This window comes from Peribacillus sp. Hz7, assembly GCF_042136355.1.
Classification (GTDB): Bacteria; Bacillota; Bacilli; order Bacillales; family DSM-1321; genus Peribacillus; species Peribacillus asahii_A.
Genome location: NZ_JBHHJV010000002.1, coordinates 449304 through 462827, shown reverse-complemented (window position 1 = coordinate 462827; position 13524 = coordinate 449304). Strand labels below are relative to the sequence as shown.

The 13524-nt window shown below is 38.0% G+C and carries 9 protein-coding genes, 2 pseudogenes and 2 riboswitches; of the genes and pseudogenes, 7 read left to right on the top strand and 4 right to left on the bottom strand.

Annotated elements, in window-relative coordinates:
* The first annotated feature begins 144 nt into the window (after positions 1-144).
* Positions 145-342 (top strand): YqzE family protein, encoded by a 198-nt coding sequence (locus tag ACE199_RS05845; protein ID WP_119115514.1) that lies wholly within the window; start codon positions 145-147, stop codon positions 340-342.
* Between the two features lie 79 nt (positions 343-421).
* Here ACE199_RS05845 and ACE199_RS05840 read toward each other — a convergent pair whose 3' ends face one another.
* Both ACE199_RS05840 and ACE199_RS05835 read right to left on the bottom strand, forming a co-directional pair.
* Positions 422-1216 (bottom strand): YqhG family protein, encoded by a 795-nt coding sequence (locus ACE199_RS05840; RefSeq protein WP_375348944.1) that lies wholly within the window; start codon positions 1214-1216, stop codon positions 422-424.
* The gene (locus ACE199_RS05835) at positions 1194-2882 is read right to left on the bottom strand and encodes a DEAD/DEAH box helicase (RefSeq protein ID WP_375348943.1); all 1689 of its coding nucleotides are present in this window, start codon (positions 2880-2882) and stop codon (positions 1194-1196) included. The genes ACE199_RS05840 and ACE199_RS05835 overlap by 23 nt, the downstream gene beginning before the upstream one ends.
* 195 nt (positions 2883-3077) lie before the next feature.
* Positions 3078-3166, top strand: a riboswitch (glycine riboswitch).
* A 3-nt stretch (positions 3167-3169) separates the two neighbouring features.
* Positions 3170-3247: riboswitch (glycine riboswitch) on the top strand.
* A gap of 89 nt (positions 3248-3336) precedes the next feature.
* On the opposite strand from ACE199_RS05835, the gene gcvT reads away from it, so the two are divergent.
* Genes gcvT through gcvPB form a run of 3 tightly spaced genes read left to right on the top strand, consistent with a single transcriptional unit; the run spans position 3337 to position 7257 of the window.
* Positions 3337-4443: a glycine cleavage system aminomethyltransferase GcvT gene (gene gcvT, locus ACE199_RS05830; protein WP_375348942.1), complete on the top strand. Its 1107-nt coding sequence runs from the start codon at positions 3337-3339 to the stop codon at positions 4441-4443.
* Between the two features lie 17 nt (positions 4444-4460).
* On the top strand, positions 4461-5807 hold the full coding sequence (gcvPA, locus tag ACE199_RS05825) for an aminomethyl-transferring glycine dehydrogenase subunit GcvPA (protein ID WP_375348941.1): 1347 nt from the start codon (positions 4461-4463) through the stop codon (positions 5805-5807).
* Complete coding sequence (gene gcvPB, locus ACE199_RS05820) at positions 5800-7257, top strand: aminomethyl-transferring glycine dehydrogenase subunit GcvPB (RefSeq protein ID WP_375348940.1); 1458 nt, start codon at positions 5800-5802, stop codon at positions 7255-7257. Before gcvPA ends, gcvPB begins: the two co-directional genes overlap by 8 nt.
* A 68-nt stretch (positions 7258-7325) precedes the next feature.
* On the opposite strand, the gene ACE199_RS05815 is transcribed toward gcvPB, so the two are convergent.
* The gene (locus ACE199_RS05815) at positions 7326-7709 is read right to left on the bottom strand and encodes a rhodanese-like domain-containing protein (RefSeq protein WP_127761353.1); all 384 of its coding nucleotides are present in this window, start codon (positions 7707-7709) and stop codon (positions 7326-7328) included.
* 503 nt (positions 7710-8212) lie between these two features.
* Here ACE199_RS05815 and ACE199_RS05810 point away from each other — a divergent pair.
* The 3 genes and pseudogenes from ACE199_RS05810 to ACE199_RS05800 all read left to right on the top strand — a co-directional run.
* Positions 8213-10168: pseudogene (locus tag ACE199_RS05810) on the top strand (vitamin B12-dependent ribonucleotide reductase); the annotation flags it as partial.
* A 300-nt stretch (positions 10169-10468) separates the two neighbouring features.
* A pseudogene (locus ACE199_RS05805) lies at positions 10469-11077 on the top strand (hypothetical protein); the annotation flags it as partial.
* 259 nt (positions 11078-11336) lie between these two features.
* A complete protein-coding gene (locus ACE199_RS05800; RefSeq protein ID WP_375348939.1) occupies positions 11337-12041 on the top strand; it encodes an SAM-dependent methyltransferase in 705 nt (234 codons plus the stop codon).
* A gap of 179 nt (positions 12042-12220) precedes the next feature.
* Here ACE199_RS05800 and ACE199_RS05795 read toward each other — a convergent pair whose 3' ends face one another.
* Positions 12221-13444, bottom strand: coding sequence for an IS110 family RNA-guided transposase (locus tag ACE199_RS05795; protein WP_375348938.1), 1224 nt, complete (start codon positions 13442-13444; stop codon positions 12221-12223).
* Positions 13445-13524 lie beyond the last annotated feature (80 nt).

The window sequence follows — 13524 nt, the reverse complement described above, 5'->3', positions numbered from 1 at the left end:
AACAAAGGTAAGTATACGGGCCAAGAAGCTGGAAATCGATTGCTAACATAACGAAGCAGATTGGAGCAAGGATACAGTAGGACGTCTGTTAAATGCCGTATAAAGCCAAGAAAAAATGGGTATGCTTATGAGCAGGTGATGCTTATGTCAACAAATGCTTATATTAAATACTTGACACAACAATTGGTTCAATATTTTAATTTAACAAAAACAGAACGTAAGGAAAATCGTCAACAAAGGAAGGGAGAGCGTACTTCTTCTGTCTCTACTTGGTTTGGCATTGTTCCATTTGCGTTATCGATGTTTTTTAAGAAAATGAAAAAAGGAAAACAGATGTCCTAATTAGGCATCTGTTTTCTTTCGTTATAGATCAATAAATATTCAAGGCAGAGAGGAAGTTGTTTTTCTAGGAAGGCTCAACTTATGATGTTTTATAATCAGATAAATAAAATAACCCTCCATTCACGATTGAAATGTGTATTTTCGGTTCGTATTGAGCTTTTAACGCTTCTTTTTCTGTATAGTAGCTTTCGCTTTTTTCTTCACTTTCGTTGTAAAAATGTTCTAATAAACGGAGGTCATTATTCCATCGCTGCACCGCTTGCTCTGCCCAAGTATGATCATCCTGCTCAAAGTTTTGGCGAATATAACGATCCAATCTGGTTAATCCGCTTTTAGGCATAATGAGCGGAGAGAGTGTGAAAGAATAATCAGGAATTTTAGGTGTTAATTTAATAGAAAAAATGTGATTATGAAATTCATTTACGATTTCCCCGGTAATAAGATTAAGCCCGACGGATTGGAAAATATCTTTTTTGCGGTCACATTGATAAGAGATTTTTACATTCAGATTTAACCAAGGAAATAGAGAAACTTGTTGGCCGTTTGTTTGTTTATCTTCATATAAGCGAATGTAGCTAGCTAGTTTTTTTGTTGATTCAATAATTTGATGAAGACGTGGTGAACCGAAATAAATATGTTCTCCTTTTATATTTTCTGGTACGTTTTGGCTGTCTGTTATAAATGTTAATTGTGAAGGATTAGGGATGCCGCCTGTTTTTTCAAGGTAGTGCCAATAAAAAGGGCGGTTCATTAACTCTTTATCCATTTCAATTGTTAATTGAACAGTTAAATAAGTATTATGATTTTCAAGTATTTCACAATGATTCGCTTCAAAGTATGTGAGTAAAAATTTATGAATGTCCTGCTGCTGCATGAACGTCACCATCTTTCATTTGTTGAGCAAATTGAATGAGGGAAGATAAATTGTCCATTTTAATTTTCATTTCTCCTTCTGATTTGGACTCACCAACGACATCAATTAAATACTCTTCGATATTGTGAATATCTAGTTTTGTTAAAATATCATCTAGTTCACCGATTACTTTTTCGAATAAATGAATTTTTTCATATAAGAGTTTAAGGATATGTTCCTCCACCGTATTTCGAGTTGCAAAATTATAAATCATGACATCCTTTTCTTGTCCGAGTCGATGGATACGTCCGATTCGCTGCTCTAATCTCATTGGATTCCACGGCAAGTCAAAATTAATTAAATGATTACAAAACTGAAGGTTGATACCTTCTCCTCCAGCCTCTGTTGCGATTAAGACTTGCGTTTGTTTTTGAAACAGCTCACGCATCCAATCCTTTTTACCACGTTTAAAGCCGCCGCGAAATGGCACAGAAGAAATGCCATTTTGCTGCAAATACCATTGTAAGTAGAGCTGTGTGGCACGATATTCCGTAAAAATAATGACTTTATCATCGATTTTTTTAATTAACTCCAGCGCTTTTTCAGCTTTGGAATTCTGTTCTGTCTCGTTCACTTTTTGTAAGACGTTGTCAATCATCGCTGTAAAGGCTGCAGATGGATTTTCATACTTCGCTTTCATATTTTTTAATGTATAATATACAGCTTCGCGACTACTGCATGCTTCTCTTTGGAGTGTGAGCGTTGAAAAAGAGGAATGTCCTACTCCATCTGAATGGACTTTAAACTGCGAAACTGCATCATATAGAGCTTGTTCTGTTTTAGAAAAATCAATAATAATCGTTTCAACTTGGCGTTTCGTCCATTCGATTTTCGTATCTGCCCGGCGGTTGCGAATCATCACCGTGTTGACGAGTTCTTTTAGATGCTGATTTTCTTGGATGGTACGTCCTTTTCCTTTATATTTTTCGGCAAATAATTTGGCATTTCCTAAATGTCCTGGTTTTAATAGAGAAACGAGGTGAAAGATTTCTTCCACCTTATTTTGAATAGGTGTTGCTGTTAGCAATAAGCAAAACTTTTTTTTAAGATTTTGGACAAACTCGTAATTTTTTGTTTTATTATTTTTAAGTTTATGTGCTTCATCAATAATGACAAAATCATAATCTTGATTTAAAATCATCTCACTATGCGGCTTCCTTTTAGCGGTATCAATCGAGGACACCACTACATCGCAAGAGTCCCATACATAGCTTTTTCTTTGTGTAACCGCTGGTATATGAAACTTTGTATTTAATTCAAACGCCCATTGAGTGACGAGGGAAGCCGGTACAAGAATTAATACTTTTTTGACAAGGCCGCGAATCATATATTCTTTTAAAATTAAACCGGCTTCAATCGTTTTTCCAAGTCCTACTTCATCTGCTAAAATGGCTTTTCCATTCATTTCTTCCACTACTTGCCTAGCTGCTTCAAGCTGATGAGGTAACGGCTTTAAATAAGGCAAATATTTAGGTGCCTGTAATCCTTCAAAATCAGAAATAACAAGATCTTTAGTGACTTCTATTGCTAATTTATACAGCTCCCAGTTTGCCCAGGGCCCATCCTCATTAATTTTCGTTAAAAAATTATCACTCCATTCTAAATCAGAGGTAATTTCAATTTTCACACGCTCCAACCCCTTTCAAATTGTTCTAAACACGAATGTTTTATTGTGAAATACTCGGAAATGATCAGTTTTTAGAATTTATTTTATAAAAAATGATTGCAGTTATATCTCTCTTAAGGTAGGATGAGAGTATCTTGAAGAAAAGCATAATTTGTTTTTCATAGTATGAGCAGTACGTGACAATTTTATAAGCGAATGAAGGCAAGGGGAGAGACTACGTCATGTAGCGCCGAAGGAGCAAACGAAGCTGTGAATCTCTCAGGCAAAAGAACTCTTGCTGGACGCAACTCTGGAGAGTGTCACAATAGGTGACCACCAAAGGGGAAAGCCTTGTATAAGGTAAACTTTCAGGTTTCAGGACAGAGAAAAGCTATGATAGGCTTTCTCTGTCCTTTTTTATGCCTTTTTTGAGGAATATCTTCGCGTTAACAAGTTTATTGAAGGAGGGAATTCATTGACGAATTTAAAAAGAACACCATTATTTGAAGTGTATCGTGAGAGTGGTGCCAAGACGATTGATTTTGGAGGCTGGGAACTGCCTGTACAATTCTCAGGAATTAAGGAGGAGCATGAAACAGTTCGCACAAAAGTGGGGTTGTTTGATGTTTCGCATATGGGTGAGTTTGAAGTTAAAGGAAATCAGAGTCTTGCTTTCTTACAAAAAATGCTTACGAATGATTTATCCAAGCTGCAAGCAGGTGGAGCAATTTATACAGCGATGTGCTATGAAAATGGCGGTACAGTAGATGATTTAATTGTTTATAAAAGAGCAGAACAGGACTATTTGCTTTGTGTGAATGCCGCAAATATCGATAAAGATTTTGAATGGCTACAATCACACCTTATTGAAGATGTAGAGCTTGTTAATGTTTCTAGTGAATATGCACAACTTGCGTTGCAAGGGCCTCTTGCAGAAACGGTACTTCAAAAGTTGACGAAAGATTCAGATTTGAGTGAAATTGGATTTTTTAAATTCAAGGATGGTGTGAATATTAATGGTGTTCAAGCACTAGTTTCCCGTACTGGTTATACAGGGGAGGATGGGTTTGAAATCTATTGCCGTTCTGAAGAGGGGCCGCAACTATGGCGCAAATTGTTAGAGGCTGGTCAAGAAGAAGGGATTTTACCAATCGGATTAGGTGCGCGCGATACGCTTCGATTTGAAGCGAAGTTGCCATTGTATGGTCAAGAACTTTCCGCTGATATTACACCGATTGAAGGTGGCATTGGCTTTGCGGTTAAAACGGAAAAGAACGCAGACTTTTTAGGGAAAGAAGTACTTGCTTCTCAAAAAGAAAATGGAGCTCCACGCAAGCTAGTTGGATTGGAAATGATTGATCGCGGGATTCCGCGTCATGGCTATAAAGTCTACAGCGGCGAGAAGTTAATTGGAGAAGTTACGACGGGAACTCAATCACCAACTTTGAAGAAAAATGTTGGGTTGGCACTGCTCGAACAAGCATTTACTACTCTGGGCACTGAAGTCGAAGTAGAGATTCGTTCAAAACGCTTAAAAGCTGTTACAACGGCAACACCATTTTATAAACGACCACGAAACTAGAGGGGAAGGTTATTTAAATGAAACATCGCTATTTACCGATGACAGAACAAGATCAAAAAGAAATGCTATCAGCAATCGGGGTTTCTAAAGTTGATGAACTTTTTAGTGATATTCCGGAAAGCGTTCGTTTTCAAGGCGAATATAATATTAAACAAGCGAAATCGGAACCGGCTTTATTGAAGGAATTAACGAAATTAGCAGGAAAAAATGCAGATTTAAAAAGCTATGCATCGTTTTTAGGAGCGGGAGTATATGATCATTACGCACCGATTATTGTCGATCATGTGCTTTCTCGTTCAGAATTTTACACAGCGTACACACCATATCAGCCTGAAATTTCACAAGGAGAGCTGCAAGCAATCTTTGAATTTCAAACAATGATTAGTGAGCTAACAGGTATGGATGTAGCCAATTCTTCGATGTATGATGGCGGGACAGCTTTGGCTGAAGCAGCGATGTTAAGCGCAGGTCAAACACGTCGTAAAAAAATCCTCCTTTCAACAACTGTTCATCCAGAAGCAAGAGATGTGGTAAAAACATATGCAAAAGGACAACATGTTGAAGTAATCGAAATTCCTTACAAAGACGGTGTAACAGATGTAGCGGCGCTTAAGGAATTGATAACAGATGAAGTTGCTGGTGTGATCGTTCAATATCCGAACTTTTTCGGTCGAATTGAACCATTAAAAGAAATAGAAGAAATCGTTCATAGTGTAAAATCGATGTTCATTGTATCCAGCAATCCACTTGCGTTAGGGGCGTTAACTCCTCCAGGTCAATTAGGAGCTGATATTGTGACAGGAGATGCACAGCCATTTGGTATTCCATCTTCGTTCGGTGGACCTCATTGCGGGTATTTTGCTGTTACAAATAAGCTTGTTCGTAAAGTGCCAGGTCGACTTGTCGGTCAAACGGTTGATGAGAATGGTAAGCGCGGATTTGTATTAACACTTCAAGCGCGTGAACAGCATATTCGTCGTGATAAAGCCACGTCTAATATTTGTTCTAACCAAGCCTTAAATGCATTGGCAGCGTCTGTTGCCATGACTGCTCTAGGCAAAAAAGGTGTAAAAGAAATGGCCGTTCAAAATATTCAAAAAGCTCATTATGCGAAACAAGTACTAAAGCAACAAGGGCTTGAAGTGGTCTTTGATGGTCCTTCATTTAATGAGTTTGTGGTGAAGCTGCCTGCTTCTTATCAAGAAACGAACAATCGATTGTTTGAAAAGGGAATTATCGGCGGTTATGACTTAGGAAGCAGCTATCCAGAATTACAGAATCATATGCTTGTCGCTGTAACAGAGCTTAGAACGAAAGAAGAAATTGATGCATTTGCTAATGAATTGGGGGATCATCATGAATAATCAAGACCAATCGTTAATTTTTGAAATCAGTACACCAGGTCGTATTGGTTATAGTTTACCAGAGATGGATGTAACAGAAGTTTCATTAGATGATATTTTACCTGCGGAATATATTCGTGCTGAAGAAGCGGAATTGCCTGAAGTATCAGAACTTGATATTATGCGTCATTATACGGCTCTTTCTAAGCGAAATCATGGTGTAGATTCAGGGTTTTATCCACTAGGTTCTTGTACGATGAAATATAATCCAAAAATTAATGAAAATGTTGCTCGTTTAAATGGATTTGCTCATATTCATCCGTACCAAGAAGCGAAAACGGTTCAAGGGGCTCTAGAGTTGATGTATGACTTGCAAGAGCATTTAATTGAAATTACTGGAATGGATCAAGTCACGTTACAGCCAGCAGCTGGAGCGCATGGTGAATGGACGGGATTAATGATGATTCGTGCTTATCATGAAGCAAATGGAGATACAGGTCGTACAAAAGTTATCGTACCAGACTCAGCTCATGGTACAAACCCAGCTTCTGCAACGGTTGCAGGTCTTGAAACGGTTACGGTGAAATCCAATGAAAACGGCTTAGTTGATTTAGAAGATTTAAAGCGTGTAGTAGGTGCTGATACAGCTGCATTAATGCTGACAAACCCAAATACACTTGGATTATTTGAGGAAAGCATTTTAGACATTGCGAAAATTGTGCATGATGCTGGTGGTAAATTGTATTATGATGGAGCGAACTTAAATGCTGTGTTATCGAAAGCTCGTCCAGGAGACATGGGCTTCGATGTGGTTCATTTAAATCTTCATAAAACATTTACAGGTCCGCATGGAGGCGGTGGCCCTGGCTCAGGTCCAGTTGGTGTAAAAGAGGATTTAATTCCGTTTTTACCTAAGCCGATTGTTACAAAACAAGGGGATCAATATGTATTAGATTATGACCGACCACAAGCTATCGGTCGTGTAAAACCGTACTATGGAAACTTCGGTATTAATGTCCGTGCGTATACGTATATCCGCTCAATGGGTCCAGATGGTCTTAAAGCGGTTACGGAAAATGCCGTTATTAATGCGAATTATATGATGCGTCGCCTGGCTCCTTTCTATGACCTTCCTTACGATCGTCATTGTAAGCATGAGTTCGTGCTCAGCGGTCGTCGTCAAAAGAAACTAGGTGTACGTACGCTGGATATTGCGAAAAGGCTGCTTGATTTCGGCTACCATCCGCCAACTATTTACTTCCCATTAAATGTGGAAGAAGGAATGATGATCGAGCCAACAGAAACGGAATCAAAGGAAACGCTGGATGCTTTTATTGATGCGATGATTCAAATTGCGAAAGAAGCAGAGGAATCACCAGAAATCGTGCAAGAAGCACCGCACACAACGGTAGTTAAACGTTTAGATGAAACACTTGCTGCTCGAAAACCTGTGTTACGTTATCAAAAATAATCATGAAAAAATCCCTGCTTTTATATAAAGTAGGGATTTTTTTATGCATTTTATACAGAATAAGTTTCTTAGCTTTTCTTTTTAATTTTACCGGTCCACATTCTGAACCCGCCTTTTAAATGAAACAGTTCTTTATACCCTTTTTTCTTTAGTAAAAGAGCTGCTCGACCGCTTACAATTTCGCTTTGTGCATATAAATACACAGGCTTGTCCGGTCTAATTTCTACAAGGCGTGTTTTTAGTTGAGTTAGCGGGATATTTCTTGCTCCTAAAATGTGACCATTTTCAAAGTCATTTGGCTCGCGTACATCAATTAGCTGTACTTTACGATATCCTGCAATGAATTCTTCTTGTGTAAGAGGTGTAACAGCTCGTTTTTGGCGAAACCATGTAAATAGGGAATAAGCAACAACAATTACAATGAAGATGAGCAGTGAATATAAAAAATCCAAACGTAAAACTCCTTTCTACCTAAGCAACATACAGACATCTCTTATTATATAGTTGCACCAGTTAATAATCAAAATAAATTTTAACAAAGAACAAAGGCATTTTGCATACACAAAGATTAAGAAATCAAGAGAAAAAAATATTTTTATTTTTTAGTAGAACGAACAGGAGTTTCTACTTTCCTTGAGAGACCTAGGTTGGAAATACATAATGAAATTGCAAGTTTGAAATTTATCGAAATATCTCCAAAAATAATTAAAAATCAATCCTATTCTCCTTTTTTCTACACAAATTAAGCCTTTTGACGTTTGACAAAAATAAAAAAATCAGAAGGGGACACAACATGTAGTATAGAAAATAATTAAGTGTATACTATATGTTGATTAAAAAGAATGCGTATGATAGATTTATATTACTGCTTAATGAAACGGCAATGTATGGGCTACATACACATTTCTACAGCAAGAAGAGGTTTAAGAATTTGTACGAATAAGGAGAGGACAATATGTCGGTTGTTTTAAATTCCACTTCAAAGGTTAATGTCGAAAGGTTGAATAAGGATATTTCTTTATTTGCTCCCGTTCACCCGATTACACCTGATATGAAGATGACACATAAAGGGGTTTCACGCCTTGTGATGATTGATCGCTACTCATTTAAGGACACAGAGAAAGTGACATTAACTGAGGGCGATTTCGTTGTGTTAACGATTAAAGAAGATCCTAAATTCCCTGCACGAGGCTTAGGATTTATCGTAAGCATTGACTGGGAGGCGAAAAAGGCCCGAGTGTTAGTGGAAGAAGAATTCCGCGGTGTGTTAGATAAACCAGAGGAAGTGGAAACAGGCATCGTTAACCGACCGTTAGATGTCATTGAGAAACCACTTGAAATTTTCTATGAGCAAATTGCGAAGCGTAATGCTACAGGCTTAGCTTCTGTTGAAGAAACAGAGGAAAAGAGACAAGAGTGGTTTGAGAAATTTTATCGTGAATTGAAAGAGTTAAATTTTGTTCCTGCAGGACGTGTATTATATGGAGCGGGAGCGGATACAGATGTCACATACTTTAACTGTTACGTAATGCCATTTGTACCGGATTCTCGTGAAGGAATTTCTGAGCACCGTAAGCAAGTGATGGAAATCATGAGCCGCGGCGGTGGTGTTGGAACAAATGGTTCTACACTTCGTCCACGAAACACGCTTGCAAAAGGTGTAAATGGGAAATCATCAGGTTCTGTGTCATGGTTAGATGACATTGCGAAATTGACGCATTTAGTAGAACAAGGTGGTAGTCGCCGCGGTGCACAGATGATCATGCTTTCGGACTGGCATCCAGATATCATTGAATTCATTATTTCAAAAATGCAAAACCCACGCATTCTTCGTTATTTAGTGGAAAACACAAAGGACGAAACGATTAAAAAATATGCGTTAGATAAATTGAAATTTACACCGCTAACAGAACAAGAAGAAGCGATGTACCAAGGAATTGTGAATTATAAACAAATTCCTGGTTTAGGCGGTTTTAACGAGAAAATCATTAAAGAAGCAGAAACGAAATTGCGCACAGGCGGCAATTACAGCGTTCATAATTCTGAGTTCTTAACAGGGGCTAATATTTCCGTTTGTTTAACGAAGGAATTTATGGCAGCTGTTGAAAACGATGATTTCTACGATCTTCGCTTCCCAGACGTGGAAAGCTATGATGCGGATGAAATGGCTCACTACAACGCAGAATGGCATAATGTCGGCGATGTACGCGAGTGGCAAAAGTCAGGCCATAAAGTACGTGTATATCGTAAAATTCGCGCTAAAGAGCTTTGGAACTTAATTAATATTTGTGCAACATATTCAGCAGAACCAGGGATTTTCTTTATTGATAATGCGAATGAAATGACAAATGCTAAAGCGTATGGGCAGCAAGTTGTTGCTACAAATCCGTGTGGGGAACAACCACTAGCACCATTCTCCGTTTGTAACTTAGCAGCGGTTAACCTTGCTGAAATGGCAGATAAAGATACAAAAACAGTGAATTTTGAAAAGCTGAAACGTACTGTTGAAGTCGGCGTTAGAATGCAAGATAACGTCATTAATGCCACACCTTATTTCCTTGATGAAAATAAAAAGCAAGCACTTGGTGAAAGACGTGTTGGCTTAGGTGTTATGGGACTTCATGACTTACTTATTTATTGTGAAACAGAGTATGGTTCTGAAGAAGGTAATGTATTAGTTGATAAAGTGTTTGAAACAATTGCAACGACTGCTTACCGTGCTTCTGTAGAGCTTGCTAAAGAAAAAGGAAGCTTCCCATTCCTTGTTGGTGAAACAGAAGAGGAAACGATGGAATTACGTAAGCGATTCACTCAAACTGGCTTCATGAAGAAGATGCCAGAAGATATTCGCGAAAGCATTGTTGAATCAGGTATTCGTAATTCGCATCTATTGACAGTTGCTCCTACGGGTAAATAATATTGCCCCCGATGCAAGTAATTGCATCGTGCAAATCGGGCTATATGCGGGAAACTCTGAGTATCCTTTTGTACCTGTACCTTGCCAGTACGTAAAGGTAAAAATCAAAAGGTGCAGACAATCCGCAGGGAAGTCGTGGCTGACCCCTCAACGACTACATGCCTGACAACCGAAATGAAAATCATCCAAGTAAATTCAAACATTCGGTTGATGATATAGTCTGACCCATATGGCGACATATGGAGCGGGTACTGATAATCCCGCCCTCCTAAAAATAGGAGAGTAACAAAAGTGAGTACAGGAACAATGGTCGGAGTATCAACAGGTCTTGAACCATACTTCTCATTTACTTATTTCCGAAGCGGACGTTTAGGGAAGTTCATTGAAGTAAAAGCAGATATCGTTCAAGAATATTTAGATCGTCATCCAGAAGTGGATGCAAACGAGCTTCCAAAATGGTTTATTTCAGCGATGGAACTAACGCCAGAAGCACATGCGGATGTTCAATGTATTATTCAACGCTGGATTGACAGCTCAATTAGTAAAACGGTGAATGCGCCAAAAGGTTATACAGTGGATCAAGTAGAAAAAGTATATGAGCGCTTATACAAAGGCGGCGCAAAAGGCGGTACAGTTTATGTAGATGGTAGCCGTGATAGCCAAGTATTGACGCTGAAAGCTGAGGAAAATCAGCTGGATGAAGAAGTCCAAACAGAGGAAAAACCTGCAGATAAGAAAAAAGTTGTATTAGTTGATACGATTAACGAACTTCGCTCAACGAATGTAACGATTGGTTCTGAAGTGGGCAATACTTGTCCTGTTTGTCGAAAAGGAGAAGTAAAAGATATTGGCGGCTGCAATACATGTACAAACTGTGGCGCACAATTAAAGTGTGGACTATAAGAATATGATTTGTAAAAAAGTTGTGGATTTAAAATAAAGTTGTACCGTTTTACCCCTTTGGATATTTTTATCTAAAGGGGTGTTTTTATAGTGAAAAGAAAAAGAACATCTGAATTGAAAAATCGATTGAGAAACTGTTGAGTGACAATAAGTTGTTCCGTTAAAGGGAGATTGTCGAAGAAGCGGATTTGAAGAAGGTTATTATTACCAATCCATTTGTGGTAAAATAAATGTGATTTTTTAGAAGAGGTGAGTTTAGTTGAGTAAAGTTGAGCAGAGTTCAAAGTTAGATTTAGAAAGAATTGTTTTTATTGGGAGAACTTTTGAAGAGTATTTGGATATGTTTTCGCTCTCTGAGGAAGAACTACAAGGAAAGAAAATACTCGATTGTCCAGCAGGAGCTTGTTCATTAACTGCTGTTGGTAACAAATTAGGTTTAGACGTAACAGCTTGCGATATTGCTTATTATCATTCGGATGAAGATCTAGAAAATAAAGGTCTTCAGGATATTGAACACGCAATGGAGCATATGCAAAAAGTTCAAAACAATTATAAATGGGATTATTTCGATGATATAGAAGGTCTTAGGAAGCATCGTTTAAGTGCTTTACAAGATTGTGCTAATGATATGAGAGAATCCAACGAAAGGTACATTCCCGTTACTTTACCTTCTTTACCATTTAGGGATGAAGAGTTTGATATTCTTCTTTCGGCCCATTTTTTATTTATGTATGCGGATAGATTAGATTATCAATTTCACATTGAAACACTAAATGAGTTATTGAGGGTTACGAAAGGGGAAGTTCGTATTTTCCCTTTAGTTGATTTAGAGGGAAAACATTATGAGCATTTAGATAAAATAATAAGTTATCTGGTGGACAATGGCTGTACAGTTGAAGAAGTGAAAGTATCATATGAATTTCAGATAAATGCTAATTCGATGTTAAAAATTCAAAAAGGTTAGTAAAGAAAGGGGCAATGGATGCATTGTCCCTTTTTGAAATAAGGCTTATTAAGCTACCATGAAAATAAACTTCTGTAATTTAGTGAAAAAGGCAATACTTAATAAGACGCAGCTTATTCATTTTAAAAAAAGGGGAGAGCGTCTAATTCAATTGATCTATTGTAGGAATATGGACTGGATTAAGATGCTTCAGGTTCTTGTAACGTTACTGTGTATCCTAAACTTTCAAGTCTTCGGAGTGAATGTCGTACAATAGATTGCTGTCTCTGTTTATCAAAGTAGTCTTCGCCTAAGTCTACATACATTTCTTTTCGTGTTAAGAGATAATAAGCTATTCTCATCATGGCATGAGCGACGACAATTCCTGCTCGTTTCTTACCTTTTCGTGATGCTGTACGCCTATACAGTGCTCCAAGGTAATTTTTTGATCCTCTTACGGAATGAGCTGCCTCTGTTAATGCTGACCTCAAATATTTGTTTCCTTTTTTGGTTTTAGCTGATTTTCTTTTTCCAGCACTTTCGTTATGTCCAGGAACCAAACCTGCCCAAGAACACATATGAGCTGCACTTGGAAACTGTTTTTTTATATCAGTCCCAATTTCGGATAAAATTTGCTCAGCCATTCTTGTAGCTATACCAGGAATAGAGTCTAATCGTTCCACATCTTCTTGATAGGAGCTTACCCTTTTCTCGACCTCTTGGTCGAGCATCTCGATTTGCTCTGTTAAAAAATCAATATGCTTTAAAATGGTTTTTAACATGAGGCGTTGATGCGAATTAATATAACCTTTAAGGGCAAGCTGCAGTTCATCTTTCTTCTTTTTCATTGTACGTCGAGCGAAGTTTGCTAGTTTTTCAGGATTTTCTTCGCCTTCGACAATAGCGTTAAGCATATCTCGAGCTGAAACGCCCATGATATCCGAAACCACAGAACCCAGCTTAATGTTGGCGCCCTCTAACACTTTTTGAATGCGATTATGTTGTCTAGCACGTTCTTCAATAATACTCCTGCGATATCGAACTAGTTCGCGTAGTTCCCGTTGATTTCGATCTGGAATGTAACTAGCTTTTAGGAGTCCATGACGAAGAAGTTTGGCAATCCATTCTGCATCTTTCACATCTGTTTTACGTCCTGGCACTGCTTTCATATGTTGGGCATTCACAACCAAAAACTCAATATCTTCAGCCTCTAATAAATTAACAATAGGTTTCCAATATACACTGGTACTCTCCATTGCAACATGAGTACAGCTATGCTGTTTAATCCAGTCCACCAATTGTATTAGAAAAATAGTTTTTGTCGAAAACGTTTGAATCTCCTTTCCTTCTGGTGTCATAATACATGCAGTAATATTGTCCTTATGGACATCCATACCACATGCTCTTTCAATGACTACTTCCATTGAAAACATCCTTTCTACGGCTCTCAATATAATTGGAGGCTGGTGCATCAACCAGAATAGGATTAATCTACCATGTGTGC